The sequence below is a fragment of the Cohnella sp. genome, assembly GCF_041640265.1.
Classification (GTDB): Bacteria; Bacillota; Bacilli; order Paenibacillales; family Paenibacillaceae; genus Cohnella.
This window is the reverse complement of sequence record NZ_JBEQAP010000013.1, coordinates 35,179-61,258: the sequence shown is the minus strand read 5'-3', so window position 1 is coordinate 61,258 and position 26,080 is coordinate 35,179. Positions and strand designations below refer to the sequence as shown.

Below are 26,080 nucleotides of genomic sequence, written 5' to 3'. Positions count from 1 at the left end.
TTTTATTCCTCGCGAAAGCCTTCCCCTAAAACATCGTGGACATCATTAATGACGATAAAAGCCCTCCGGTCGTGCAGACGGACGAGGCTTTTTAATTTGCGAATTTCGAAGCGGCTTACGACGCAATAGATGACGGTTTTCTGATTGCCCGAATAAGCTCCGACGGCCGGCATTAAGGTGACACCGCGGTCGAGCTCCTTCGTTATGTTTTTGGCTAGCTCATCGGGATTCTCGCATATGATGGTGAAGGCTTTGGCGGCATAAGCGCCTTCTTGAATGAAATCGATAATTTTAGAAGCAATAAACACGCTGACGAGGGTATAGAGTACCTTCTCCTTCGGGATGAATAAAAGAGAAGCGCTGAGTATAAGCACGTCCAAGGATAATATAATTTGTCCCATACTCCAGCCCCGCAGACGGTGAAGAATTCTGGCAATAATATCGACTCCGCCTGTCGTTCCTCCAGCTCGGAATACGAGTCCAAGCCCGGTGCCCAGCGTCACACCGGCATAAAGAACGACTAGCATGAAATCACTTTCAGATTGAAAAGGGGTTAACCAGCCATGATCCACCAGAAGCTCTGCGATCCACAAGAATAAAGATAGCAGCAAGGTGCCGGCTAAAGTGTAAAGCATTGCATGCCTCCCAAGCTGGCGCCAGCCGAGTAAGAACAGCGGCAGGTTGATTACAAGTGAACTCAGCCAAACCGGAATATTCAAGGCATAGTTCAAGAGTACTGCAACCCCTGTGACTCCTCCTTCCATGAGCAGGTTAGGAATGATGAAATATTGCAGTCCGAATGCATATAAAGCTGTTCCTGCTAGAAGCAGGCTCCACGATCTTACGGTACTCCATGGTAAGGTTTTATTCATGGGACGATTCCTCCAAATTTGCATTTGTTTTCATATACATCTTGCGCTAACATAGGGATGACACCTTCAAGAAAGGAAGCGGACAATGGGACAATCCCGTTTGGCTGATATAGAGCTTACCGAGCGTACGCTTGCGGACATCCAACGTGATGTGGATGCATACATCTCGCAATTCAAAGAAGGTTACTTCTCTCCTCTATCGATGCTAGCCCGAATGTCGGAAGAAGTCGGAGAATTGGCTCGCGAAGTCAACCATCAATTCGGCGAGAAGCCGAAGAAGAAGGATGAAGCTGACAATTCGATCGAGATGGAATTGGGCGATATTCTCTTTATCGTCAACTGCTTTGCAAATTCTTTGGGTATTGATATGACGGAGGCTCACCGGAAAGTAATGCACAAATTCAATACGCGAGATGCAAGCAGGTGGACCAAGAAGGACACCGATAATCGTTAAATGTCATATGCTGTACCATCCCCGAATGAAGGGAGGATGGTCAGCATGGACGGGGAAACATGCCTGCGGCAGGCGTATGACGCCATCTTTCATGGAGATTTCGAATCCGCTATCTTCTGGTTCCAGCAGGCGATTGCGATGGAACCTGAGAATGCAGCCTATCATTACAAGGGCTCCGTCACCTGCGCACGCAGTGGCAAACTCGCTCTAGCCATGACTTATGCCCTTAAAGCTGTAGAGCTCAATCCGAATGAAATATCCTATCAGTTAAATTTACGAACCCTTATGGCGAGACAGAAAATTATCGAAGCTAGAGCCTTGCTTTCCTTGCCTGTCCCAGACCTGGAGAAGAGCTTGCAGCTTCTCAAGGAGGCAGCCCAATTTGATCCACTGTCCGCTGAGGCTAGGCTGCTACTCGGTATCTTATACCGAATGCAGCAGGATTATAGATCAGCTCTTGAATCCATAAGGGACGCGCTCCTGCTGGAGCCGCAGCATGAGGAAGCCAAACGACTGCTCCACGAAGTGCGAGGGGAACGTCGCCGCCTTCTTAAACAACAGTATTCACAATATAAGCCGAAAAGGAATAGGTGATAGCATGTCGCAGAGAATCAAAGTTGCCGTTACAGGCGCTGGCGGAAGAATGGGCCGTGAGGTCGTGAAAATGGTTTTAGAGGATCCAGCGCTTCAACTCGCAGCAGCCATATATACTTCAGCAGGTCCCGTTGACGCCGGAACTCTCGTCGGTAAATCCGATACCGGCGTCATCGTTTCTTCTAACTTAACCGAAGCCTTATCGGCAACACGTCCTGATGTATTGGTCGATTTTACGACTCCTCACTCAGCAATGCCAAATACCGAAACAGCCATTTCCTTCGGAGTTCGCCCCGTAATCGGAACAACGGGCTTTACCCCTGAGCAGATTGCTGAATTGGACAAGCAATGCAGGGATCAAGGAATTGGCGGTCTTATTGCTCCCAACTTCTCCATTGGCGCTATTCTGATGATGAGATTCTCCGCAATGGCCGCCAAATACTTTCCCCATGTGGAAATCATTGAATACCATGGCGATCAAAAGCTGGATGCGCCATCGGGAACGTCGATCAAGACAGCTGAACTCATTTCGGAAGCCCGGCAAGAGCTGCGCCAAGGGAATCCGAAAGAAGAAGAGGTCATCGAAGGAGCTCGCGGCGGTTACTATAACGGTTTTCGCATACATAGCGTTAGGTTGCCAGGGGTATTCGCTCAACAGGAGGTCGTATTCGGGGCTTTCGGGCAAACGCTCAAAATCCGTCATGACTCGCATGATAGAGCCGGCTATATGCCGGGAGTGAATACCGCGATCAAGAAAATCATGTCGGTTACAGGCATGGTGTACGGCTTTGAACATTTTCTAGATTAACTCTAGAAGATTGACGCTACAATAAGGTTTACCTAAGACATCTCCCTCGGGAAAGGAGTATCATGACATGATGGATATCGCACTTATCGCCCATGATCGCAAGAAAGAAGAGATGGTCAATTTCGCTATCGCGTACGAGCATGTATTGATGCATCACCGTCTCTACGCTACAGGAACAACAGGCACCCGCATTATGGAAAATACATCATTATCCATTCACAGATTCATGTCGGGACCTCTAGGCGGTGATCAACAAATCGGGGCTAGAGTCGCGGAGAATGCAATGGATCTTATTATCTTTCTTAGAGACCCGCTGATGGCACAGCCGCATGAGCCGGATATCATCGCGCTTCTGCGTTTGTGTGATGTTCAGGGAATACCGGTCGCAACGAATGTCGCCACCGGAGAGCTCCTTATCAAAGCTCTAGAGCGTGGAGACTTCGCGTGGCGGGAGCTTGTACATAAGTACAAGCCGGGAATAGAGGGTGTAAACGAATGAGCGGAAATCCATTTGTTCAGCTTGATATACTTGTTTTTGCAGCACATCCTGATGATGCCGAGATTGGAATGGGCGGTACAATCGCCAAGCATGTGAAAGACGGCTTGAAAGTCGGAATCATAGATTTAACTTATGCTGAGATGTCTTCCAATGGCAACGTTGTAATTCGGCAGAGAGAAGCTGCTGAAGCGACTGCAGTTCTCGGCTTGTCCGTAAGAGAAAATTTAGGTTTGCCGGATCGACGATTGGCAACGACTGCTCAGCATACTGATCTTATGGTGGCTGCGATACGCCGGTATCGGCCGCGTCTAGTGTTCGCTCCTTATTATATCGATCGCCATCCTGATCATATTACTTGCAGCAGAATGGCTGAGGAAGCTGTTTTCAATGCTAAGCTTAGAAAATATATGCCGGAGCATACGGCGTGGACAGTTGAACAGCTGCTCTTTTATTTTATTAATGACGCTCATTCACCTCAGTTACTTATTGATGTAAGTGAGGTTCATGACATTAAGATGAATGCCCTTAAGGCGTATCAATCGCAATTTATGCCGGCAGGCCAAGAAGAGGATTGGGTTGAAACCCCGCTTACCGGTGCTTATTTGGAGCTCATCCTAGCAAGAGACCGTTTGCTTGGTCAAACGAAGAAATTCGAATTTGCGGAGGGTTTTATTGCCAAAGGACCTATCGCAATTCAACGCTTCTAATGACGAATAGTTATGGAATATATTGGAGTGATGACAACCGACGTGCGATTCAGAGATATACTCAGCGTCGGATCGCATCGCATACAGAAAGGAGGATCGACATGAACCGTCCGCTCAAAATCGGTATTACCTGTTATCCTTCTCTTGGCGGCTCCGGTGTCGTTGCTACGGAGCTTGGGAAGTTATTAGCTGAAAAAGGCCATGAAATCCATTTCATTACTCATAGTATGCCATTTCGCCTAGGTAAGTTTCATCGCAATATTTTCTATCATGAGGTTGAAGTGTCGGATTATTATGTATTCCGTTATCCTCCATATGATTTATCTTTAGCTAGTAAAATGAATCAGGTTGCCAGGATCCAGAAGCTTGATCTGCTGCACGTTCATTACGCGGTTCCTCATGCGATATGCGCAATATTAGCTAAGCAAATGGCCGGTGACGACCTTAAGGTCGTTACAACGCTGCATGGGACGGATATTACCGTTCTCGCTCAAGACGAGTCGCTTAAGGACATTATTCGACTTGGTATTCGCCAAAGTGATGCGGTAACTGCAGTAAGCCAAGATCTTATTCGGGAAACCCGTGAACTGCTCGATATTAAGGAAAAGATCGATCTTACTTATAATTTCGTGGACAAACGAGTGTATTATCCTCGTGAATGTGTTGATCTGCGCAAAGATTATGCCCCGCTGCACGAAAAAATATTAATGCATATTTCCAATTTCCGGCCTGTGAAGCGGACTGGCGACGTGGTAGATATATTCGCAAAGGTTAATGCCAAGGTTCCGTCAAAGCTCCTGCTCGTGGGAGAGGGTCCGGATTTGCCGAAAATTCAAACGAAAATCAACGCATTGGGATTACAGGACCGGGTACACTTCCTAGGTAAGCAGGATGACGTTGCCCAGGTTATTTCCATAGCGGATTTAATGCTGCTGCCCTCCGAGAAAGAAAGCTTCGGTTTAGTAGCGCTTGAAGCGATGGCTTGCGGAGTGCCGACGATCGGCTCCATTGCAGGCGGTATTCCCGAGCTCGTCCAGAGCGGGAAGACGGGTTTTCTGTCTTCTATAGGCAATACGGACGAGATGGCTGAAAATGCTTTGAAACTGCTGACAAATGATAAGCTTTATGCGGATTTCAGGGAAGCTTGCATACAACGGGCTCACTATGTGTTCTGCGATGAGCTCATTACTGCCCAGTACGAGGAAATTTACTATAGAGTATTAGGTATGCCGATTAAGGTTCCTGTCCAGGCATGTAAGGTCTAACAGCTCGGTCAAACCATGAAGATGACCGGAGGTAATGTGCGTCATGGAACAGCAGGACGAAATATTGTGGTTAGAAGGTTTGGAAGTCATACGCAGAATCATCTCACAGGGCCATGAGGCGTATTTGGTTGGAGGCTGCGTTAGAGATCGATTTCTTGGGCGCAGCCTTCACGATATTGACATCGCGACATCCGCTACGCCGGAAGAAGTGATGGGATTGTTCGCACGAACCATACCGACTGGCCTGAAGCATGGGACGGTAACGATTATGGAGAATGGACGCTCCTTCGAGGTAACCACATTTCGCCAGGAGTTCGGATATTCAGATGCCCGAAGACCGGATAAGGTTGCATTCGTGCTCGATGTGCGCGAGGACTTGGCTAGACGCGACTTTACCTTTAATGCAATGGCTATCGGATTAAATGGAGAGCTCGTTGATCCCTTCGGTGGCAAGGTCGATCTCGAGGCTGGTATCGTAAGCTCAGTCGGCGAAGCTTCAGAGCGCTTCGAGGAGGATGCGCTAAGAATGCTTAGGGCGATTCGCTTCGGTGCGGAATTCGACTTTCAGCTGTCACCCGAGCTATGGCGGGGAATTGTCGAGCAACGTCCGAAGCTTAAGCAAGTTGCTATGGAGCGCGTAAGCTCGGAATGGGACAAGATGATGGCAGGAAGCGGTCCAGAGCAAGCCTGCCACTATCTGTTTAAGAGCGGTTTGCTAACGAACGTGAAGGAACCGTTGCCCTATGCTTTTCAGGAAGCGATTGAGAGCTACCGCTTTAACAGGCTGCCTTGGCAATGGAGTATGTCATTCGGTGACTTAGGCTCACTTGGAAGTCAGCTGCTAGAGCTTCCTCTTATAACTGATCCGGACTTGCGGTGGGCTGCATTGTTGTCGGGGTTTGGGATTCGCGAGAAGGACTGCGAAGACTTATGCCGTACGTTACGATTTAGCGGACGAAGAATAGCGCGTATCTCCAGCGTTGTGGGTTTTAACGAACGGATGAATGAGCTTGGCAGCTTCAGTACGAAGGATCATTGGTTTAGTGCGGTATTAGCATACGGGCGAACGACCTCCCAGGATTGGCTCGATATGGCGGAGGCTGGGAATAGGGTAGCAGCAGAGGAAAGAGGCAAGCTTGCTAAACCTGCAGCTGCCTCAATATCGGAGCTCCATATACGGGGTAACGAGCTGTCGAGCTTCCTCGGCAAACCGCCGGGTCCATGGATTGCCGATCTGCTTCGTTATTTGCTTGAAGAAGTAGCATTCGAGCGTGTTCCCAACGAACGGGCTGCGCTTCTTGCAGCAGCGAAGCGAGTAGAGGGAAATACTGAATTGTAGGTGGCGCAGCAATGGGTAAGGATTCTTTATTAAGCTTGCTGGAGGCAGAGGCAGGGGAATATGTTTCGGGTGAAGAAATCAGTCGTAAAATGAATGTAAGCCGTACCGCGATCTGGAAACAGGTACGCAAGCTCGAGACCGAAGGTTACATCATCGAGGCGGTGCCGCGTCTTGGCTATCGTCTGACTGGGAAGCCATCTCGTCTATCGGTGCACGAGCTGCTGCCTAAGTTGAATACGCGGAGCTTCGGGCGCAACCTGCGACTATTAAATACCGTACACTCCACTCAGGACGAGCTTCGCGGCTTAGCGGAGCAAGGTGCTCAAGAGGGGACGTTAGTCATCGCGGAGCAACAAACGAACGGGCGGGGAAGAATGGGCCGCTCTTGGATTTCTCCTGCGGGTAAAGGCATATGGATGAGCTTACTGTTGCGGCCCCCCGTACCCTTGCCGCATACACCCCAACTAACACTGCTGGCAGCAGTCGCCCTGAGTCGCGCGATCTCCCGCATCATTCCGATTATCATCGGAATTAAATGGCCCAATGATTTGCTTGTCGATGGCAAGAAGATCAGCGGAATTCTACTTGAATCCGCAGCAGAAGATGAACGGTTACGTTATGTCGTAGTTGGTTTGGGGGTCTCAGTTAATCTAGAACCGGAAGACTATCCCGAGGAACTTTTACTTAAGGCTGCATCCTTAAAGATGGTCTCAGGCAGCACGATTAACCGAAGTGATCTTATCGCCGCTATACTCGAGGAATTCGAGAGGTTGTACGGTCTCTATTTGGATGAAGGCTTTGCTCCAATTCGTGCGTTATGGGAGGCTCATTCCGTTACTCTTAACCAGCAAACACAGCTTAATACCCCTCAAGGTTCCTTTGTAGGTGTGCCTCGCGGCTTGGATGATATGGGCGGCTTGCAGGTGGAGTTAGAGGATGGGAGTTACCGTACCGTTTATTCTGCGGAGGTTTCAGGGGTATGATGCGGGTTCTCTCATGATGACTGTTGGATCATGATGCCTGTTGGATAGACGATAAACTCGAAATCTGTTATAATCGCGTTGCAAGGTGGTATCGCTCATGAAAGTGAACCGCACTTGCGTTGCTTTAAAGCCATTTGTTGACGCTACAATAATCCAATATCGTCAATGATTCGCGATGGATTCTGCTCTGAGCCGAGAGGACCGAGACAGAAGGACGTGAAGGACGTTCTATGTTGAATGGAAACCTTTTTTGCTCATGGGCAAAAAAGGTTTTTTTGTTGTTATATCCTGTAATGAATAGGAGGGCTTGCCATGAAACAAGCTTTAACCTTACCGCGTCTAAAAGCCATGAAAAGCCAAAAGAAACTAATCGCTATGCTAACTGCTTATGATCACCCTTCAGCGATGCTTTCGGAAGAAGCTGGAGTAGATGTCATTCTGGTTGGAGATTCTTTAGGGAACGTAGTGCTCGGCTACGATACGACTGTTCCCGTTACCTTGGATGACATGATTTACCATACCCGTGCAGTTGTTCGCGGCGCACCTCACACGTTTATCGTAACGGATATGCCATTTGCAACCTACAGACTGGGACCGGAAGGCACGCTTCGGAACGCAGCAAGGATTATGCGAGAAGGCGGCGCCCATGCCGTTAAGCTCGAGGGCGGCTCGGAGCTTTCGGAGGAAATCAGACTGTTAACATCTGCAGGTATTCCCGTTATGGGACATATAGGCTTAACCCCGCAATCCGTTTATCAGATTGGCGGATATAAAGTACAAGGAAAAAGCAATGAAGAGGCTGAGAAGCTTCTACAGGATGCCAAAGCTTTAGAACAGGCCGGAGCATTCGCCATCGTGCTGGAGCTCGTTACAGAGGAGCTTGCGACGGCTGTGACGCATTCCATTGGAATACCGACGATTGGAATTGGCGCGGGGCGCGGCTGTGATGGGCAAGTTCTTGTTTATCATGATTTGCTGCGGTATGGCTCCGGCATTCGGGACAAGAAGTTTGTCAGAAGCTATGCTAACGTCGGCGATACGATACGTTCCGCCATTACCGCGTATGTGGATGAAGTGAAAACAAAAGCTTTTCCCGAAGAGAAGCACGTTTTTCCTTTGGATAATATTTCAGTGCAAAACATCTCAACGAAGCTGTACGGAGGCGAAGGTAAATGAAACCAAAGATTATTCGTACGATTGCGGAGTTAAGACATGAGATAAATCATTATAGGCTTAACGCTGGAACAATTAAATCGACGGTAGGTTTCGTTCCTACGATGGGTTATTTACATGAAGGACACGCAAGCCTTCTGCGAAGGTCTGCAGCCGATAACGGTTTAACCGTACTTAGTATTTTCGTTAATCCTTTACAGTTCGGGCCAAACGAGGACTTAGATAAATATCCGCGGGATGAAGAGCATGATATCCGGATTGCATCCCAAGCCGGGACGGACCTGATCTTTATTCCCGAGGTAAAGGAAATGTATCCGCAGAGAAACGTGACTGAGGTAACAGTCGAAGAAATAACAGACCGATTGTGCGGTTCTAGCCGGCCTGGTCACTTCAATGGTGTAGCTACAGTCGTGACCAAGCTATTCAATATTGTGCAGCCGAATCGGGCGTACTTTGGTTTAAAGGATGCCCAACAAATCGCCGTAATATCACGTATGGTGCGAGATCTTAATATCCCTGTAGAAATTGTTCCTTGCCCAACTATACGGGAGAACGACGGCTTAGCGTTAAGCTCCCGAAATGTATTTCTCGGTCAGGAGGAAAGACGGCAGGCGCTTGTTCTCTCTAGAACATTGTCGAAGGTGACGGATTGGATTGCCGGCGGGATGACAGCTCCTCAGTTGATTGCCCAGATAGCTGAAGAAATTAGAAGAGAACCCCTTGCTGATATTGACTATGCAGACGTACTCAATTATCCGGACTTATCGTTACTCCCTAGTCAATTGCCGTTACAGCAAGCCAGCGGATCCTTGATTATCGCACTGGCAGTACGATTCGGCAAGACAAGACTAATCGACAATAGGCTGCTTATTCCCGTAGAGGTAGGTGAATATTAATGTTCCGACAAATGATGAAATCCAAAATCCACCGGGCAACTGTAACGGAAGCAAATTTAAATTATGTTGGCAGCGTGACGATCGACCAAGATTTGTTAGAGCTGGTTGACATATTACCAGATGAGAAAGTTCAAATCGTAAACAATAATAATGGTGCCCGTTTCGAGACCTATGCCATTCCAGGACCAAGAGGCTCTGGCGTCATTTGCCTAAATGGTGCTGCCGCAAGGCTTGTTCAGCCCGGAGATATTGTTATCATCATCAATTACGGCTTTATGTCGGATGAAGAAGCCCGCAATCACCACCCGCGAGTAGCTATCCTAGATGAACGAAACCATGTTGTTCAATTGTTGGGGGAAGAACCGCATTCGACCGTCTTGTAATACGTATGAAACACCTCCTTCGAACGCAGAATGAGCAGTACAGTTCGGCTTGCTACAAAGGAGGTACGAAGATGATTCAACAATGGTTCGCGACGATGAACGAAATTCTTGACGACCTTATTCTGCGTTATCCGCATGCTTCAGGCGAAGAAAAAAACCAACTACAGCAACAATGGGATATGCTCAAAACACTAAGTGATGATATTATTGAATCATGGCTTCAGTTTGAAGATAAAATGGGCGTATATCGTGAGCTTCAACAGCAAAACACGAATACAGCCGAACCCCCGAGGTCTTTAGGGTCTTTTATCAAAGGACAAGGGTACTTCAAGCTTCATATGTTCGAGCAGGCTTCACAGCACTTGGAGGAAGCAATCGAGTTGTATCCTGATTTTGTCGGAGCGCGATTATTCTTGGCGATGTCCCAAATGCATATGAAGGAATGGGGCAAGGCTCAGAGGCATTTCCAATTAATTGCAGTCCTTACTGAAGAATCTAGGCTGCAGGCTATCGCGTATAATGCGCTTGGCTGTATCCAAGCCATTTATGCGCATTTGGAAAGAGCCCAGTGTTATTTTGAAAAAGCGTTGGAGACAGATCCGACTTTCGGAGATCCAAAGCTCAACTTGGAATCGTGCAAGCAGGGCAACGGGCAGCTGCAGCTTCAGTTCGGCAGCGCAGAATTGCAGACGTTGGTTCAGGTCTAGAGAAACCAATAAATTACGAATACGACCCCTGCAAGCCGAAGGGAAAGGAAGTCAGGAATGAAATTTGCCGTGCTCGATTTTGAAACAACGGGCATGTCGTCCGATAAAGATGAAATTATTCAAGCGGGACTCGCGATTATAGATGATGCGGGTGCCGTTTGTTCCACGTATGCAAGCTTCGTTCGCCCAAGCAAGCCGATACCGCCGGAAATTACACGCTTAACCGGTATTGCCGATGACGACGTAATGAATGCGCCGGAGCTTGACGAGCTGCTCAGCGACCTCATTCCCTTGCTTCAAGATGTCGTGCTGGTTGGACATAATGTAGAATTCGACGCGCACTTCCTGCAAGCCGCTCTGGATCGGGGCGGCTATTTGCCATTCACTGGGCGAATGCTGGATACGGTGGAGCTTGCTCGGTTGCTTTTTCCCACGCAGCCTTCGTATTCACTTAGCTCCTTAACCCATACACTTGGCATAGAGCATGACCGTCCACATCAAGCGGAAAGCGACGCTTTAGCTACTGCTGAGCTGTTCATTCTATGTCTAAACAAACTGCGAACTCTCCCTTTGTTCACCATTCAAAGGCTAATCGGAATGTTTGATCCAGATCGTAACGATCTGGGCTGGCTTATTGCCGATATTGTTGCATGGAGAGAAACGCAGCCGCTAGTTCAGGAAGACGGCATTCACCACTTCCGCCAATTCGCTATGAATATAGGGGATTGGGGCGAAGATGTGCCTGGAAGCAGGCATAATGAGAATGAATCTGAGAGCGCCTCAGTTATTCTGAAAGAAATGACCTTTGATCAATATGTGGAAACTGTCCAAAAAAACCTTCGGGAGCTTCTCCCTTCCTATGAGGCAAGAGAAGGCCAGGATATCATGTTTAAAGAGGTATTCGATGCTTTGCAGGATGACAGCCATTTGCTCGTTGAAGCGGGTACAGGCACAGGGAAATCCCTTGGCTATTTGTTGCCTTCTCTCTATTATGGGCTGAGAGAAGACAAAAAAGTCGTAGTCAGCACGCATACTATTCAGTTACAGGAGCAGCTTCGAGAGCGGGACTTGCCTTTGCTTCAGGAAGTTCTTCCCATGCCTTTTCGCGCAGCGGTATTCAAAGGCCGCAGCAATTATCTGTGCTTAAGGAAATTCGAGAATCGCCAGCAAATTCCAGAGCATGCAATGGGCAAAGAAGAAGCGGTAACTCGCGGCGGGATGACCGTATGGCTAGGGGAGACTTTAAGGGGAGAAGCCGAAGAGCTTACAATCAGCGGACGCAACAAGGAAGAATGGGATGCCGTCTCTAGCGATGCGGCTTCTTGTCTGAATCGAGCATGCCCGTGGTTCAGAAGATGCTTCTATCACCGGGCGCGCCAAGATGCGGGTAAAGCGGATCTTATCATAACCAACCATGCTTTAGTTTTTACGGACTTAAGGGCGGATCATCGTCTGCTTCCCGCTTATGACCAATTGATCGTCGATGAGGCTCATCATTTAGAAGAGGTCGCCAGCACGCACCTGGGACAGAAGACGGGTCACTCCTCTTTAGCTATTCCCCTTCAACGTGTTTGGAGGGATTCGCGTACGGGGATTCTTCCTCAGCTAATAAGCGCGGTTTCCTCCTTAGGTACGGAGGATGCTGCAGCTTGGTTAGAGAAGCTTGAGCTGCTCTTACCGAAAATTCACGAAATAAGAGATGCATGGGAGCGATGGATGGAGGCTTTGTTCCATTTATTAGCTGGACAGGCGGCCACTGACGAGACGGGCAGCTTTACCCTGCGGATTAAACCCGCAGAGCTCCCCGCGCAGTGGGACAGCCTTTCTGTTGACGGGAACAACGTTATCCAGCTATTGTCGGATTTCATTCGTCCACTTGAGAAGCTGTCGATGGAGATCCGGGAATATTCGGACGAGCTGAGCCTTCAGGGAATGCTCACGGATTTAAGCGGGGTTCTAAAGGATTTGTCGGGTGTTCGAACGGATACGCAATCCTTCGTGACATTAGGTAAACCGGAGTTCGTTTATTGGGTGGAGGGTCATTCCCAGTTTCGAGGGAGATCTGTATGGATCTATGGCGTGCCTGCAGACGTGAGCGGTTTGCTGAAGGAGGGTGTTTTCGACCGTAAGTCTAGTGTAATCATGACTTCTGCAACGCTGACGATCGATAAATCGTTTAAATATGTAACGGAACAACTCGGACTAGGGTCTGCAGAGAAGGATGGACGACTAAAGACTGCGTTGCTGCCATCCCCTTTTAAGTACCGCGAACAAGCTTTAGTGCTTATCCCTCGTGACTTTCCCGCAATAAAAGGGAGAGATGGGGATGCTGTATTCTTGAATGCGCTGACTGACTCGCTTCAGGAAATAGCAACGACGGTAGGTGGGCGTATGCTAGTGCTGTTCACCTCCCACCGCATGCTCAAGACCGTCTACGGACCATTGAAGGATCGCTTGAATCCGTCAGGCATTCAAGTGTTAGGTCAAGGAATCGATGGAGGCAGTCGAAGCCGTTTAACGCAGCAATTCATCAAGCAACCCGCATCTGTCTTACTGGGGACGAGCAGCTTCTGGGAAGGCATTGACTTGCCCGGTGATACGCTGACTTGTCTTGCGATCGTAAGATTGCCGTTTCAGCCTCCGAATCATCCGGTTGCGGAAGCCAAGTCGGAGAAGCTTCAAGCAGAGAACAAAAGCCCATTCATGAAGCTGTCTCTTCCTCAAGCCGTTATTAAGTTTAAGCAAGGCTTCGGTCGTCTCGTACGAACAGCTACAGATAAAGGCATTGTTATTCTGTATGATACGCGGGTAATCGATACGAATTACGGCAAATATTTCTTGTATTCATTGCCCGGTCCCAAGATGGAGCATTTGCCGACAGCCGCGATGGCCTCGCGTGTAAGCTCATGGTTAAATCCGGTCAATACGGGAGAGGAGGAACAGTTATCATGAAACCATTGAAAATATCCGAAGCGGTAGTAAGAAGGCTTCCTATCTATCTACGTTTTCTTAATGAGCTGAGTCTAAGCAATATCCAGACGGTTTCCTCGCAGGACCTTGGGGAGAAGCTAGACCTGAATCCCGCCCAAATCCGCAAGGATCTTGCTTACTTCGGGGAATTCGGGCGCAAAGGCGTAGGCTATAACGTAGATTATTTAATCGAAAAAATTCGCCAAATCCTGAAGCTTGATAAAATGATGAATGTAGCTTTGGTAGGAACCGGTAATTTAGGTCGCGCTCTTTGTAACTACAACATGTACATTAAGGACAACATGAGGATTGCGGCGGTTTTTGATGCAGATGAAAGTAAGAAAGGGACACTCATTAATCATCTTCTGGTAAAACCCATGCAGGAGCTGACGGAGTGCGTACGGGAGCTGGATATTACGATGGGCATTATAACGGTTCCCGCTCCTGAAGCGCAGAATGTAGCCGATCAATTCGTTGCCGCAGGTATTCGCGGAATATTGAATTTCGCACCGGTTGTTCTTAAAGCTGCGCCTGGAGTGCGAATACACCATGCTGACTTCACAGCTGAGCTTCTCAGCTTGGCATATTACATGGACCATATCAAAGGATCTAAGGATGGAGACGGAGATAATGACACGATTATTAATTAAAAATGGTGCTTTCATCACGATGGATGAGGAGCAGCTCCAGTTCCAAGGCTGGATGGCCATCGAAGGCAGCAGGATCGCAGGCTTAGGTGCAGGAGCAGCCCCGGAGCAGGAAATTAGCCAAGCTTCTGAAATCATGGATGGCAAAGGGATGCTGTTCATGCCCGGTTTGGTAAATACGCATGGTCATGCGGCGATGTCCTTGCTTCGCGGGATGGCGGACGATCTAGCCTTGCAGGAATGGCTGCAAAATCATATGTGGCCTGCCGAGGCTAAGTTTACCGGAGATGATGTGTATTGGGGCTCCTCTCTTGCGGCAGCCGAGATGATCAAGAGCGGTACGACTACATTCGTTGATATGTATGATCACATGCATAGAGTCGCCGAGGTAACGGAGCAATCCGGTTTGCGTGCAAGCTTAACAAGAGGTGTTATCGGACTTTGTTCGGAAGAAGAGCAGAAGACAAAGCTAGCCGAGGCGATTCAGTTCGCAAGAGATTGGCATGGTGCTGCGGAGGGCCGTATTAACGTTATGATCTCTCCGCATGCTCCTTATACTTGTCCGCCAGATTACATTTTAAAATTTGTTGAAGCGGCTCATGATCTAGATTTGCCTATGCATACCCACATGTCGGAAACATTAGCTGAAGTAGAGCAAAATGTAAGGGATTATGGATATCGTCCGGTGGAGCATCTAGATCGGCTTGGCATGTTCAGTCGTCCGACCTTGCTAGCTCATGCCGTTCATTTGAAGGATGAGGAAATTGCTCTGCTTGCTGAACGTAAGGTTGCCGTATCTCATAATCCGGTTAGTAACCTAAAGCTTGCGAGCGGCGTGGCCCGTGTACCTGAGCTCTTGCAGGCGGGAGTGACGGTATCGTTAGGTACGGATAGCGCTGCGAGTAATAATAATCTGGACCTCTTCCAGGAAATAACGATGGCGGCATTGCTTCATAAGGGCGTTTCTGGTGATCCAACGGTTATTCCGGCTGCGGAAGCACTGCGAATGGGAACAGTCTACGGAGCTCGTTCGATAGGTCATGGCGGAGTTACAGGACAATTAAAAGCAGGATTAAAAGCGGACTTCATCGCCATATCGCTTAATAAGCCTCATTTTGTACCCTATACCGACTATATTTCACATTTGGCTTATACTGCGAGAGGCTCGGATGTTGCGCATGTATGGGTGGATGGCCGCCAATTACTGCGTCACGGTCAGTTGCTGACACTTGATGAAGAGCGTATTCTGGCTGAAGCAGAGCGTTGTTACCAGAGGTTACGGGGATGATTCTAAGCCGTACTGACAAGGAGCGGAAATTACCGTCGCTTTCACTTATTAGATGGCTGGTTATCATTACGGGATTCATATTGTTCTTGCTCGTCTCGTTCGTCCTGTATATCCGTTCTGCGGATTCGGGGCATCGTCATGCTGAGAAGAAGGCTTATCAAATCGCCCAAAACCAAGGCGGCTTGAAGGAGGTCAACAAAGCTTCGATCCATACCTGGGACGAAACCGTATGGGTTGTAAGAGGTGAAGATTCTGAAGGCAATGAATGGTTGGTATGGGAGCGCGAGCAGGAGCTTGTCAAAAGAAAAGTAAGCGAGAATGTCTCTGAAGAACAAATGCTGGATATGTTCGCAAGGGAAAATGCCGGGCGGATAGCGCTTCGTATTCTTCCGGGATGGTTCCAAGGGCAGCCCGTCTGGGAAATCAGATCTCGAAACGAACCTAGAGATGGGCATCAATTGATTGAATTCTACTCCTTCGAGAACGGAACGAAGCTTAGAACGTATTGGTTAGCTAGTTAAATGCAGGATCAAAAACGCCCATTGGGCGTTTTTTTATTGTTGATGGCTTAATTACCAATCATAATCTAAAGAATCGTCTATCAAAATCTGATATACTAATTGATGCCTCTTGTGAATGATATTAGTATATACTCAAATGCAATTATAGATAGGGGGAATCGTGTAATGAAGCTGAAGATATTGCCATTGATGTTAACTGCTGCTATATCTGCAGCATTACTATTCGGTGGATGGTTCGCCTATCGCCATTATGGAGTAGAACAGCCATTAGACAAAATTACAAATGAAATACCCGGCGTTGAATCCTCAGAAGTCGATATGACGAATAGTCATGTGATAGTCAAAGTTAAGCTAACGCCTGACGCGAATCTTAGTGAGGTCTATCGGCTTGTTGAACGTGATGGCGCAGGGGTAATCGGCGGCAAACAATTAGAGTTCAATGTCTCGACAAAGGAAAGTCCGCGTCTAGAGAAAGCTTGGAGTTATGCTCTGTTTGACGTCGCTGAAGCGATGGAAAACCGGAAGTACTCAGATGTTAGAGATGCTATGAGTAAGCTGGCGGAGAAATTTCCCGGCGTTTCTGTTACAACTGACATGGATGAAGTTAACGTATACATCTCTATGCGGGATGGCAATGAAGCGAAATTTGTAATCCTGCCCCGCCAGCCTGCGATGTTAGGAGTGTGGCCAAATGCGTAATTTGGGCTCTATGGGCAAAGAAATGGCGATAGGTATCGGCATTGTTCTTATTATTTTCTTGATTTATATCGGCCTGCCGCCGGTCTTCCTAATGATGGGGCTTTTTATGTCTGTGATCTTGTTTATGTTTTCGCGTTCCAGAGGCGGTCTCGCAATGGGAACGGCGGGTAAGAAAGCGGCATCACGCAGGCCGGACTTCTTAACCTTCGAGGATATCGGAGGACAGGAGCAGGCCAAAAGGGAGATTACGGAGGCTTTGGAGTTTCTCGTTCATCGAGATAAAATTCAGAAGCTGGGTATTCGCCCAATGAAGGGAATCCTGCTTACAGGACCTCCGGGTACGGGTAAAACTCTGCTTGCCAAGGCAGCAGCCCACCATACCAATTCTGCATTCATCGCGGCTTCCGGGAGTGAATTCGTGGAGATGTATGTGGGTGTCGGTGCTGGCAGAATCCGTGATCTCTTCAAAGATGCTCGCCAGCAGGCGATTAAGCAGAAGAGAGAAAGCGCCATTGTATTTATCGATGAGATTGACGGAATTGGCGGGAAGCGGGATGGCGGCGGCCAGCACAGAGAGTATGATCAAACATTAAATCAACTGCTGACCGAAATGGACGGTGTGCAAGGAGAAGAGAGTGTGCGAGTGCTGCTGATCGCGGCAACGAACCGCAAGGAGCTGCTCGATCCTGCATTGCTCCGTCCGGGAAGGTTTGACCGACAAATCCAGGTGGATTTGCCCGACAAATCCAGCAGAGAGCATATCCTTCAGCTCCATGCCCGCAACAAACCGATCGATCAGGAAGTGTCACTAACTAAAGTAGCTGAAGAAACCTTCGGATTTTCCGGCGCACAGCTTGAAAGTGTCATGAATGAAGCGGCAATCTATGCGATGCGTGAGCAAGCTGAGTTTATTCAAGCCTCTCACTTATCCCAAGCGATCGATAAGGTCATGATGGGTGAGCGGATGGACAGAGAGACGACACGGGAAGAGCGCGAGCGAGTGGCAATTCACGAGTTAGGACATGCCATCGTTGCAGAATGTGTAAGACCTAAGAGTGTTGCGCAGGTCTCGCTCACACCGCGAGGGCAGGCATTAGGTTATGTTCGCCATCATCCGCAAGAGGACCGTTATCTTTACACCCAGAAGGTATTGGAGGAGCAGATCATGATCGCCCTTGGCGGTGCGGTCTCCGAGGAGCTGTTCTACGGGGGACGAAGTACGGGGTCGCGCGGGGATTTCGAGCAAGCGACAAGCATCGTAAGAACGATGATTGAATCGGGAATGTCCTCTCTTGGAATCATTCATCCTCAGGCTCTGACACAAGAGCAATGGTCACAAGAAAATGCAACCATTTTAAATGGATTAACAGAGCGAACCAGACAATTGCTTGGTACGCATCTCGATACCTTTAAGAGTCTCTTGAGTCATCTTATTCGAGAAGAAACCTTGTCCGGCAAGCAATTGAGAGAGTACCTCGGACAGCATGCTGCATAAATGACTAATTGAATGGGTCGGCCAGATTTACTGGTTGGCCTTTTTTTTTATAACGGGAAAATAAATGTTAAATATGATAGCATTGAACCGAAACCCGGTTTAGATCGTTTATTAGGATAGAGGTGGCAGGATTGGACTCAGGAAGTAATTTCGATTTCTTAAAATATATGGTTGAATCTGAAGATAACAATGCTTTACTCGACGAATTAATGAAAGCATACGGTAACGATGTTTGGAATTATGCCTTTAGCATTACGCGCAAGCGGGATTTAGCCGATGATATCACGCAAGAGGTGTTCATTAAGGTCTTTCGTAATATGCATGCCTTCCGTAAAGATGCTTCCGTGAAAACCTGGCTTTTGACCATCACGCGCAACGCGGCAATCGATTTTCGGCGCTCGGCTTTTTTTCGCAAGGTGACATTATCAAATTTCGTTGAGGACTATGGAGAGCGTCATTCCATCGAGCATGATATTGTGGAGAAATTGGCGATTAACGACATGTGGAAGATGGTGCTTAAGCTGCCTTCCAAATACAGGGAAGTCATTATTCTATATGCTCATAATCAGCTTTCGTTGAAAGAAATAGCCCAGGTACTTGATGTAACTGAGGGCACAGTTAAATCGCGGATGTTCCATGCTCGGCAGAAATTGACCAAGATGAAGGAGGCGAGCCGCAATGGATGATAAAGAATTACTCGAACAGCTTGCGCGCGGTCCGCTTCCTCGAAACGGATTTGATGAATCCCTGCGCAAGAGAATTCACGAACGCATCAATAACCCGAGACGGAGAACTACTCGTTTCTGGAATCTGCCGGCCGGCAGGGCGGGACTAGCTTTATCGACTGTACTTGTCGTTCTACTGGGAATATGGTCGTGGAATCAGTTCAATAAAGGTAATCTCGGCTATGGCGCTCAAGCCACGAAGCAAGCATCTGCAATGCAACAGCCGATTGCCTCGATCGCGGAGGCTGAAAAGTTGAATGCCGCTATGCTGATCGGTCTGAGGAAAGACCTCTCTTCTTCGGAGCAAGGCTATCCCGGCAGTGACTATCGTACGGTGCTTGTTGTTCCCCAGGATGATGAGCTTACGATAGCTGCGGAGGGACCCGGGATTTATATGCCCTTCAAGCAGAAATTCTGGAAAATCACAACTGTACCTGACCCTCGCGGTAAAGGCGTTCAAATTTTAGTTGCAGCCCCGGCGGATGAAGCAAAGTCGCTTGAATCCATCAATAAACCTTCTGATTCGCTTATAACATCTGAGAAGCTGCTCTTTGCGGGCAACCGTTATTTGTCCGTTCTGCAGACCAGTATTGCATCTGTAGAGGGCGCTGCCGTTAATGAAAGCAACGTATGGGTGAATGAGGTTGAGCATCTGCTTGCATCTAATCGTATAGGAAACTCCAATAACCTTGAGAAGAAGCATTATACGCTTGCTGAGGTGCTTGGACTAGAGGCCATAGGCTCCGATATCCACAGATGGACAATCGCCCGCGCGCAAGGCAAATGGGTGGCTAAGCAGCTCTCGGATGCATCGAAGTTGAGCAATGCGGCATCCGTGTATGACCTGCAGCAAATCTCCTTTCCTTTAACCTCAAAGGTCACAGGTCCGGACATGTTAGCTCTCGAATGGGACGAAATAACTGCGATTGAGCCTTATGCGGAGGATGCCTTCACTTCTTCGACCGAAGATATATTGGCTGTAGTGATGGCGACTAGCATTGACTTATATCCTTATAAGCTGCCTAAGGAACGGATGAAGCCGTTAAGGATTGAGACTGCCCCCAACGAGTCCATTATCATGGTCCAATGGGCGGAAACTGATTATATCGATTCTTGGAAGAAACAGTTAAGCAAATGGATTCCGCCGACGGCGACACCCCGTTTATGATAAAATGATCATACCTCATCTTGAACTGTGATTAATATTGTAACGACCGAGTTACGATCTGTCGCATCGGGGGTATGATCATTTTTTTTCTCGACAACATGAAGTGAGTTGGGGGCATACTGATGACGTTTCGAAGTATTGGAGTAGTTGGTGCTGGAACAATGGGACAAGGGATTGCGGAGATGCTTGCAGTAAAGGGACTAGACGTACACCTGGTGGAGAAGACTCCGGAAAAATTGCAGCAGGCAAAGGAAATGCTGGAAGCGAGCCTAGACCGTCAGATAGAACGGTGGGCGATAACGGCTGCAGAGAAAAAATTAACGTTAAATCGAATACATATGGAAACATCGCTGCAGAATTTGGCGGATTGCGAGCTAGTCATCGAGACCATCAGCGAGGATTTGGACAGCAAACTGGAGGTATTCCGGCAATTGGATGGGATATTGGCCAAGGATGCCGTTCTGGCAAGCAATACCTCAACATTAAGCTTGACGGAGTTAGCAGGGGCAAGCCGGTATCCGGAACGTGTCATTGGCATGCATTTCGTCTATCCCGCTATCCGGATTGAGGTAGTGGAGATCATCCGGGGATTGCAAACCTCTGATGATACCTTTAACAGGACGAAGTCGTTTATTGATAATGTGATCGATAAACAAGGAGTCATGGTGTACGAATCCCCCGGGTTCGTTACAACTCGTCTCATCTGTTTGCTCATCAATGAAGCGCTCCATCTGCTCGAGGAGGGTGTTGCTTCTCCGGAGGATATCGACACTGCCATGAGCATGGGTTACCAATTCGAGCACGGTCCGCTCGAGATGGCGGATCGGTTCGGCCTCGATTCTGTGCTCGCAGCGCTTGAACGGATGTTCCGCGAGTATGGAGAACTGAAGTACCGTCCTTCTTTTCTGCTTAAGAAAAAGGTTCGTGCAGGACAGCTTGGTATTAAAAGCGGCATTGGTTTTTTTAGTTACGATAAGGATGGTGAACGGCTCTCATGAATGTACTCGTTATAAACGCGGGGAGCTCCTCACTTAAATATCAGCTCTATGATATGACAACAGAGAATGTGCTGGCCAAGGGTCGGGTAGAGCGAATAGGCATGGAATCATCTATACTCTCCCACGAGGTGGATCACCAGCCGGAGGTACGGGAAGTCAGCGAAATTCTGGATCACACGACCGCGATCAAGAAAGTATTAGACATGCTTACTCATCGGGATTTCGGGGTGCTGAGAAGCATGCATGATATTCAAGCCGTTGGGCATCGGGTCGTCCATGGAGGTGAATCATTCAGCGAATCAGTGCTTATCGACCAGAATGTTAAGCTCGAGATCCGTAAGCTATTCGATCTTGCTCCCCTTCATAATCCAGCACATATGATGGGTATCACTGCGGTAGAGGCGAATCTTCAGCATGTTCCTCAAGCAGTTGTTTTCGATACGGCTTTTCATCAGACCATGCCGCCTCAATCTTACCTGTACGCGATTCCCACTGTGCTTTACCGTAAGCACCAAATCCGTCGATACGGCTTTCACGGAACGTCTCACGATTATGTGAGCAAGCGAGCGGCGGAGTTCCTCGAACGTCCGCTGAAGGATTTGAAGCTAATAACTTGTCATATCGGAAACGGGGCTAGCTGTGCGGCAATCCTCCATGGCAAGTCTTTCGACACGAGCATGGGAATGACGCCGCTTGAAGGATTAATGATGGGAACAAGAAGCGGTGACCTAGATCCGGCAATCGTTCCGTATACGCTAAACAAAGAGGACCTAACCTTAAACGAAGTCAATTCCATGTTAAATAAGCATAGCGGCCTGTTGGCCATCTCGGGAATAAGCAGCGATATGCGGGAAGTCGTAGAAGCGATGCAAGAAGGGAATGAGCATGCGAAGCTCGCCTTTGAAATGTATGCATATCGCATCCGTAAATATATTGGCGCTTATGTGGCAGCAATGGACGGAACGGATGCTATTATTTTTACAGCGGGCGTTGGGGAAAATTCGGATGTTCTGCGCAAAGAGGTGTGCAAGAGCTTAACCTACTTAGGGGTTCATATTGATGAGGCTCGTAATGCTGTCCGCTCCTCGGATACACGCCGGATCACTACTGATGAATCCAAGGTTAGCGTATTAGTCGTCCCAACGAACGAAGAGCTGCTCATTGCAAGGGATACGTATCGGCTAGTACTTGAACGCCAGACTAAGGAAACGACTTCAGAATAGGAGTGGAAAGTAACCATGGAACGAATGGATATTGCCACAATTGGAGCTCATATAGGTCAAACAGTCACCTTTGGAGCATGGCTAACCCGCAAACGTTCGAGCGGTAAAATTCAGTTCCTGCAGCTAAGGGACGGATCAGGCTTCATTCAAGGAGTTCTGGTTAAAGCGGACGTCGATGAAACCGTCTGGGAGCAAGCGGGCAAGTTGACGCAGGAAAGCTCGCTTTATGTTACTGGTATAGTGAGAGAAGATCCGCGAAGCCCTTCCGGCTTCGAGCTTTCCGTAACAGGGATAGAGATTATTCAGATTGCTAAGGATTATCCAATAACACCTAAGGAGCACGGCGTGGATTTCTTGATGGATAATCGGCACTTGTGGCTTCGTGCACCAAGGCAAAGGGCGATACTGCGTATTCGCGCTGTGATTATATCTGCCATACAAGGCTTCTTCGATGAAAGTGGATTTACATTAGTTGATCCTCCAATATTGACTCCTTCTTCTTGCGAGGGAACGACGAATTTGTTTCATACTAAGTATTTCGATGAAGACGCGTACCTGACGCAGAGCGGGCAACTCTATATGGAGACTGCCGCAATGGCACTCGGCAAGGTGTATTCCTTCGGTCCGACTTTCCGTGCAGAGAAGTCCAAAACTCGTCGCCATCTCATTGAGTTCTGGATGATTGAGCCGGAAATGGCTTTCGTTGATCATGAGCAGAGCTTAAAGGTTCAGGAGCAGTTCATCGCTCACGTCATTGGGCAAGTTCTGAGTAAATGCAGAGCCGAGCTTACAGTACTTGAACGAGATATAACCGCGCTGGAACGTGTACTGCCGCCGTTTCCTCGGATCACCTATGACGAAGCGCTTGTTCTGCTAAAAGAAATAGGAATGGAGTTGCCATGGGGAGAGGATTTCGGAGCGCCCCATGAGACAGCGATTGCGGAGAAATTCGATCGTCCGGTATTTATCACCCACTACCCTGCAAGCTTCAAAGCTTTCTACATGAAGCCGGATCCGAAACGACCCGATGTCGTGTTATGCGCGGATATGATTGCTCCTGAAGGCTACGGTGAAATTATTGGGGGCTCCCAGAGAATTGATGACCCTAAGTTGCTTGAGCAACGATTCACTGAGCATGAGTTGTCTGAGGAAGCTTATGGATGGTACATGGACCTGCGTCGTTATGGTTCGGTTCCGCATTCCGGCTTCGGCTTGGGTCTTGAAAGGGCTGTCGCTTGGATATGCGGGTTAGATCATGTTCGCGAGACGATAGCATTCCCACGCACACTTTATCGCTTATATCCATAAAGCGATTTTCTTATATATGATTGGAGAAGGTTGGTGATCCGTGATGAATGATCGTAATGCATTAGCACGCGGGATGGCGGAGGCTTATATGGATGGATCCGTTAGCGTCCCGTACGCTTTACTGCGTACCTATCGGGCTTTGAAGCTGACGGATACGGAAGGAATGCTCTTGCTTCACCTGATTGCCTTCCGGCAGCTGGAGCAGAATGATTTTCCGACCATTGAGCAGCTTCAAGAACGTATGGGTGCATCTCCAGCCATTGTTGGGCAGGCCGTACAGAAGCTGATGAAACAAGGCTTTATCACGATAGACGAAGTATTTGACCCTTCAAACGGGGTACAGTCAGAGAAATACAATCTACTCGGCCTTTATCAGAAAATGGGTGTTTTATTAGCCGCGGGTGAGCTTCCGCTGCGCAGCGGCAACGCAGGAGATACGGGCATTGGGCATCAATCGGAGACATCGAGAGTGGAGCCGATCGCTATTGCAGCACCGAATAACCTGTTTGTGTTGTTCGAGCAAGAATTCGGCCGTCCTCTTACGCCTATGGAATACGAGACGATTAATGGCTGGTTGGACCAGGATCGTTATCACGACGAGCTCATCCGTTTTGCTCTGAAGGAATCCGTTTTCTCAGGAAAGCTTAATTTCCGGTATATCGATCGAATCTTGCTGGAATGGAGCCGTAACCGGGTTACGAACGTAGAGGAAGCGCGCCTGCACGCACAAAAGTTCCGTACCGGACGCTAAATTCATCTGAATTCGTTAACATTGCGTAACCAGTGGTTCTGACTCATAAGTAGCTATGACAGAAAGTAGAGAAGGCCTAAGTGTAATTGCTTGGGTCTTCTTAAGTTTAACAGAACTAGTTTAATACTCACCGAAACTGGCTATTTCTCCACCTCTAGCACGCTCGCAGCGTCTTAAAGGCTATTCTTTACAATCTAGCTCAAGGGACAGTTTGAAAAGTATACAGATGAGCTAGCAGCTCAAGGAATTCAAATAACTAACACGGATGCTGCCGATAATGTGGTGGAGGCTTAGATATCTAACGATACACGAAATACTCGCTAACCAGCGCCAGATAATGCTTTCATAATTACCCAAGCAAACGAAGCAGGATTACGCCAGTAATGGAAAAGGTTATTCCGGCAATTTGTAATCGGGTAAATCGTTCCTTTAAGAACAAACGCGAGAACAAAAGGATCAGCAATACATTTGTTGCAATAACTGCGGATACGAGCCCTGTTACACCTAACTTGAATGCCGGCAAGATCAGGATCATGCCGGAAACATTCGTGATCCCAACAACCATTCCCCATAAATAGGTGCGACTGTTAGACCAACGTTTCATGGGAGTATCAGGGCTCGCACTGGACAACGATGAGATAACTCTATGGTTAGCGATCTGCCTGCGCCATGAAATAAGAAACAACAGCGTACCTGTCGTAAACATCATAGTAAGTGTAGGGAGAACTTCTCCATCCCATAGCTGTGACTGCTTGGAGGACAAATCCGTTATAGCGAATCCGAGCATGGCAATAATTGCCCACTGTACGCCTCTTAAATTAGAGAGGGAAAGCTCATTAGAATAACGAATAACGAGTATGCCGAGCAGAATAACGATAAAAGCGCCAATCTGCCAGCCACTCAGCGTCTCCCCCCAAAGGAAGTAAGCAATTATGACAACGACAGCAGGGGGTAATCCTGTAAAGACCGCAACAATAGAAGCTTTGGCCGTGGCAAATCCCTTATACATGGCTGAATTCGAAACGAAGGAGAAGATACCCATAGTTACGCCCATAAGAGCTCCCCAAGACCATGCTTGACCCGCGAACAGGTTCGCGATGGCCGTAACGGCTATACCCAAGGAGAAAACGCCTAGAAGCATTAAATTTCGATCAAGCAGTTTTTGCGAGGTCCACTGGTACAAGATACCTCTAAGTCCAAAGCAAACGGCTGCCGCTGCTGCAAAAACTAACCACATCTCCGTTTACCCTCCTAAGTTACGTAGATTAGCAAATCAAGAGTCGATAGCTGAAAAAACTAAGTATAATGGAATACACCTGGAGAAACCATTCTTTAATTAAAACCGAGACCCCTTCATCAATGTGAAGGGGTCCGGTCTTTTTATTAATTCAAACACATTTAGCCGTCGGGTGAAAGCGGTTTTCGACAGCACAATCAACGAACATAACTTTCTCACTGTTTGTAGGTGAGCTATAGAGTGCTTTTACGGAGTACATCACTTACGAGGCGCTCTCATTGTTGGATTTTGAAGCTGTCGATTAATAATTCATAATTTCGGAAATTTGCGGGAGACCACAAAATGTATGCGAAAAATCATACAAAATGAG

The 26,080-nt window shown here is 48.0% G+C and carries 26 protein-coding genes; 24 read left to right on the top strand and 2 right to left on the bottom strand.

The window, feature by feature from the left end:
- Positions 1–2: 2 nt before the first annotated feature.
- Positions 3–872, bottom strand: a complete 870-nt coding sequence (locus ACESLK_RS11995) for a YitT family protein (RefSeq protein WP_373229688.1) — start codon at positions 870–872, stop codon at positions 3–5.
- A gap of 85 nt (positions 873–957) precedes the next feature.
- Between ACESLK_RS11995 and ACESLK_RS11990 the strand changes: the two genes are divergently transcribed.
- The 24 genes from ACESLK_RS11990 to ACESLK_RS11875 all read left to right on the top strand — a co-directional run bounded on the left by ACESLK_RS11990 (position 958) and on the right by ACESLK_RS11875 (position 24,473).
- On the top strand, positions 958–1,326 hold the full coding sequence (locus tag ACESLK_RS11990; RefSeq protein WP_373229687.1) for a nucleotide pyrophosphohydrolase: 369 nt from the start codon (positions 958–960) through the stop codon (positions 1,324–1,326).
- 45 nt (positions 1,327–1,371) lie between these two features.
- Positions 1,372–1,920: a tetratricopeptide repeat protein gene (locus ACESLK_RS11985; protein ID WP_373229686.1), complete on the top strand. Its 549-nt coding sequence runs from the start codon at positions 1,372–1,374 to the stop codon at positions 1,918–1,920.
- A 4-nt stretch (positions 1,921–1,924) separates the two neighbouring features.
- Positions 1,925–2,728, top strand: coding sequence for a 4-hydroxy-tetrahydrodipicolinate reductase (dapB, locus tag ACESLK_RS11980; protein ID WP_373229685.1), 804 nt, complete (start codon positions 1,925–1,927; stop codon positions 2,726–2,728).
- Between the two features lie 70 nt (positions 2,729–2,798).
- Positions 2,799–3,227 carry a methylglyoxal synthase gene (locus ACESLK_RS11975; RefSeq protein WP_373229764.1) on the top strand — a complete coding sequence of 143 codons (429 nt, stop codon included), beginning with the start codon at positions 2,799–2,801 and terminating at the stop codon, positions 3,225–3,227.
- Positions 3,224–3,934, top strand: coding sequence for a bacillithiol biosynthesis deacetylase BshB1 (gene bshB1, locus ACESLK_RS11970; RefSeq protein WP_373229684.1), 711 nt, complete (start codon positions 3,224–3,226; stop codon positions 3,932–3,934). The genes ACESLK_RS11975 and bshB1 overlap by 4 nt, the downstream gene beginning before the upstream one ends.
- A gap of 101 nt (positions 3,935–4,035) precedes the next feature.
- On the top strand, positions 4,036–5,199 hold the full coding sequence (gene bshA / locus ACESLK_RS11965) for an N-acetyl-alpha-D-glucosaminyl L-malate synthase BshA (RefSeq protein WP_373229683.1): 1,164 nt from the start codon (positions 4,036–4,038) through the stop codon (positions 5,197–5,199).
- Between the two features lie 43 nt (positions 5,200–5,242).
- Complete coding sequence (locus tag ACESLK_RS11960) at positions 5,243–6,538, top strand: CCA tRNA nucleotidyltransferase (protein WP_373229682.1); 1,296 nt, start codon at positions 5,243–5,245, stop codon at positions 6,536–6,538.
- 11 nt (positions 6,539–6,549) lie between these two features.
- On the top strand, positions 6,550–7,521 hold the full coding sequence (locus ACESLK_RS11955) for a biotin--[acetyl-CoA-carboxylase] ligase (RefSeq protein WP_373229681.1): 972 nt from the start codon (positions 6,550–6,552) through the stop codon (positions 7,519–7,521).
- A gap of 312 nt (positions 7,522–7,833) precedes the next feature.
- Positions 7,834–8,697, top strand: coding sequence for a 3-methyl-2-oxobutanoate hydroxymethyltransferase (panB, locus tag ACESLK_RS11950; RefSeq protein WP_373229680.1), 864 nt, complete (start codon positions 7,834–7,836; stop codon positions 8,695–8,697).
- Positions 8,694–9,590 (top strand): pantoate--beta-alanine ligase, encoded by an 897-nt coding sequence (gene panC, locus ACESLK_RS11945; RefSeq protein WP_373229679.1) that lies wholly within the window; start codon positions 8,694–8,696, stop codon positions 9,588–9,590. The genes panB and panC overlap by 4 nt, the downstream gene beginning before the upstream one ends.
- Positions 9,590–9,973, top strand: a complete 384-nt coding sequence (gene panD, locus ACESLK_RS11940) for an aspartate 1-decarboxylase (protein ID WP_373229678.1) — start codon at positions 9,590–9,592, stop codon at positions 9,971–9,973. Before panC ends, panD begins: the two co-directional genes overlap by 1 nt.
- Before the next feature lie 71 nt (positions 9,974–10,044).
- Entirely contained in the window at positions 10,045–10,680 is a 636-nt protein-coding gene (locus tag ACESLK_RS11935; protein WP_373229677.1) for a tetratricopeptide repeat protein, read from the top strand.
- Between the two features lie 57 nt (positions 10,681–10,737).
- Positions 10,738–13,632 (top strand): ATP-dependent DNA helicase DinG, encoded by a 2,895-nt coding sequence (gene dinG, locus ACESLK_RS11930; RefSeq protein ID WP_373229675.1) that lies wholly within the window; start codon positions 10,738–10,740, stop codon positions 13,630–13,632.
- Positions 13,629–14,300 (top strand): redox-sensing transcriptional repressor Rex, encoded by a 672-nt coding sequence (locus tag ACESLK_RS11925; protein WP_373229674.1) that lies wholly within the window; start codon positions 13,629–13,631, stop codon positions 14,298–14,300. The genes dinG and ACESLK_RS11925 overlap by 4 nt, the downstream gene beginning before the upstream one ends.
- Entirely contained in the window at positions 14,281–15,585 is a 1,305-nt protein-coding gene (locus tag ACESLK_RS11920; RefSeq protein WP_373229673.1) for an amidohydrolase, read from the top strand. The genes ACESLK_RS11925 and ACESLK_RS11920 overlap by 20 nt, the downstream gene beginning before the upstream one ends.
- Positions 15,582–16,106, top strand: coding sequence for a cell wall elongation regulator TseB-like domain-containing protein (locus tag ACESLK_RS11915; protein ID WP_373229672.1), 525 nt, complete (start codon positions 15,582–15,584; stop codon positions 16,104–16,106). Before ACESLK_RS11920 ends, ACESLK_RS11915 begins: the two co-directional genes overlap by 4 nt.
- A 165-nt stretch (positions 16,107–16,271) precedes the next feature.
- On the top strand, positions 16,272–16,805 hold the full coding sequence (locus ACESLK_RS11910; protein WP_373229671.1) for a hypothetical protein: 534 nt from the start codon (positions 16,272–16,274) through the stop codon (positions 16,803–16,805).
- The gene (locus tag ACESLK_RS11905; protein WP_373229670.1) at positions 16,798–18,300 is read left to right on the top strand and encodes an AAA family ATPase; all 1,503 of its coding nucleotides are present in this window, start codon (positions 16,798–16,800) and stop codon (positions 18,298–18,300) included. The genes ACESLK_RS11910 and ACESLK_RS11905 overlap by 8 nt, the downstream gene beginning before the upstream one ends.
- A gap of 167 nt (positions 18,301–18,467) precedes the next feature.
- A complete protein-coding gene (locus tag ACESLK_RS11900; protein WP_373229669.1) occupies positions 18,468–18,986 on the top strand; it encodes a sigma-70 family RNA polymerase sigma factor in 519 nt (172 codons plus the stop codon).
- Positions 18,979–20,193 (top strand): hypothetical protein, encoded by a 1,215-nt coding sequence (locus tag ACESLK_RS11895; protein ID WP_373229668.1) that lies wholly within the window; start codon positions 18,979–18,981, stop codon positions 20,191–20,193. The genes ACESLK_RS11900 and ACESLK_RS11895 overlap by 8 nt, the downstream gene beginning before the upstream one ends.
- A 122-nt stretch (positions 20,194–20,315) precedes the next feature.
- Complete coding sequence (locus ACESLK_RS11890; RefSeq protein WP_373229667.1) at positions 20,316–21,191, top strand: 3-hydroxyacyl-CoA dehydrogenase family protein; 876 nt, start codon at positions 20,316–20,318, stop codon at positions 21,189–21,191.
- A complete protein-coding gene (locus ACESLK_RS11885; protein ID WP_373229666.1) occupies positions 21,188–22,414 on the top strand; it encodes an acetate kinase in 1,227 nt (408 codons plus the stop codon). Before ACESLK_RS11890 ends, ACESLK_RS11885 begins: the two co-directional genes overlap by 4 nt.
- A gap of 15 nt (positions 22,415–22,429) precedes the next feature.
- Positions 22,430–23,722 carry an asparagine--tRNA ligase gene (gene asnS, locus ACESLK_RS11880; protein ID WP_373229665.1) on the top strand — a complete coding sequence of 431 codons (1,293 nt, stop codon included), beginning with the start codon at positions 22,430–22,432 and terminating at the stop codon, positions 23,720–23,722.
- Between the two features lie 43 nt (positions 23,723–23,765).
- Positions 23,766–24,473: a DnaD domain-containing protein gene (locus ACESLK_RS11875; protein ID WP_373229763.1), complete on the top strand. Its 708-nt coding sequence runs from the start codon at positions 23,766–23,768 to the stop codon at positions 24,471–24,473.
- 349 nt (positions 24,474–24,822) lie between these two features.
- Here ACESLK_RS11875 and ACESLK_RS11870 read toward each other — a convergent pair whose 3' ends face one another.
- Positions 24,823–25,710, bottom strand: a complete 888-nt coding sequence (locus tag ACESLK_RS11870; RefSeq protein WP_373229663.1) for an EamA family transporter — start codon at positions 25,708–25,710, stop codon at positions 24,823–24,825.
- Between the last annotated feature and the right edge of the window lie 370 nt (positions 25,711–26,080).

Coding starts and splice junctions, on each gene's coding strand:
- ACESLK_RS11895 (WP_373229668.1), top strand. CDS start 18,979: ATGGATGATAAAGAATTACTCGAACAGCTTGCGCGCGGTCCGCTTCCT.
- dinG (WP_373229675.1), top strand. CDS start 10,738: ATGAAATTTGCCGTGCTCGATTTTGAAACAACGGGCATGTCGTCCGAT.
- ACESLK_RS11875 (WP_373229763.1), top strand. CDS start 23,766: ATGAATGATCGTAATGCATTAGCACGCGGGATGGCGGAGGCTTATATG.
- ACESLK_RS11915 (WP_373229672.1), top strand. CDS start 15,582: ATGATTCTAAGCCGTACTGACAAGGAGCGGAAATTACCGTCGCTTTCA.
- panB (WP_373229680.1), top strand. CDS start 7,834: ATGAAACAAGCTTTAACCTTACCGCGTCTAAAAGCCATGAAAAGCCAA.
- ACESLK_RS11935 (WP_373229677.1), top strand. CDS start 10,045: ATGATTCAACAATGGTTCGCGACGATGAACGAAATTCTTGACGACCTT.
- dapB (WP_373229685.1), top strand. CDS start 1,925: ATGTCGCAGAGAATCAAAGTTGCCGTTACAGGCGCTGGCGGAAGAATG.
- ACESLK_RS11900 (WP_373229669.1), top strand. CDS start 18,468: ATGGTTGAATCTGAAGATAACAATGCTTTACTCGACGAATTAATGAAA.
- asnS (WP_373229665.1), top strand. CDS start 22,430: ATGGAACGAATGGATATTGCCACAATTGGAGCTCATATAGGTCAAACA.
- ACESLK_RS11885 (WP_373229666.1), top strand. CDS start 21,188: ATGAATGTACTCGTTATAAACGCGGGGAGCTCCTCACTTAAATATCAG.
- ACESLK_RS11870 (WP_373229663.1), bottom strand. CDS start 25,710: ATGTGGTTAGTTTTTGCAGCAGCGGCAGCCGTTTGCTTTGGACTTAGA.
- ACESLK_RS11995 (WP_373229688.1), bottom strand. CDS start 872: ATGAATAAAACCTTACCATGGAGTACCGTAAGATCGTGGAGCCTGCTT.
- bshA (WP_373229683.1), top strand. CDS start 4,036: ATGAACCGTCCGCTCAAAATCGGTATTACCTGTTATCCTTCTCTTGGC.
- ACESLK_RS11910 (WP_373229671.1), top strand. CDS start 16,272: ATGAAGCTGAAGATATTGCCATTGATGTTAACTGCTGCTATATCTGCA.
- ACESLK_RS11925 (WP_373229674.1), top strand. CDS start 13,629: ATGAAACCATTGAAAATATCCGAAGCGGTAGTAAGAAGGCTTCCTATC.
- ACESLK_RS11990 (WP_373229687.1), top strand. CDS start 958: ATGGGACAATCCCGTTTGGCTGATATAGAGCTTACCGAGCGTACGCTT.
- bshB1 (WP_373229684.1), top strand. CDS start 3,224: ATGAGCGGAAATCCATTTGTTCAGCTTGATATACTTGTTTTTGCAGCA.
- ACESLK_RS11985 (WP_373229686.1), top strand. CDS start 1,372: ATGGACGGGGAAACATGCCTGCGGCAGGCGTATGACGCCATCTTTCAT.
- ACESLK_RS11955 (WP_373229681.1), top strand. CDS start 6,550: ATGGGTAAGGATTCTTTATTAAGCTTGCTGGAGGCAGAGGCAGGGGAA.
- ACESLK_RS11905 (WP_373229670.1), top strand. CDS start 16,798: ATGCGTAATTTGGGCTCTATGGGCAAAGAAATGGCGATAGGTATCGGC.
- panD (WP_373229678.1), top strand. CDS start 9,590: ATGTTCCGACAAATGATGAAATCCAAAATCCACCGGGCAACTGTAACG.
- ACESLK_RS11960 (WP_373229682.1), top strand. CDS start 5,243: ATGGAACAGCAGGACGAAATATTGTGGTTAGAAGGTTTGGAAGTCATA.
- ACESLK_RS11890 (WP_373229667.1), top strand. CDS start 20,316: ATGACGTTTCGAAGTATTGGAGTAGTTGGTGCTGGAACAATGGGACAA.
- panC (WP_373229679.1), top strand. CDS start 8,694: ATGAAACCAAAGATTATTCGTACGATTGCGGAGTTAAGACATGAGATA.
- ACESLK_RS11975 (WP_373229764.1), top strand. CDS start 2,799: ATGGATATCGCACTTATCGCCCATGATCGCAAGAAAGAAGAGATGGTC.
- ACESLK_RS11920 (WP_373229673.1), top strand. CDS start 14,281: ATGACACGATTATTAATTAAAAATGGTGCTTTCATCACGATGGATGAG.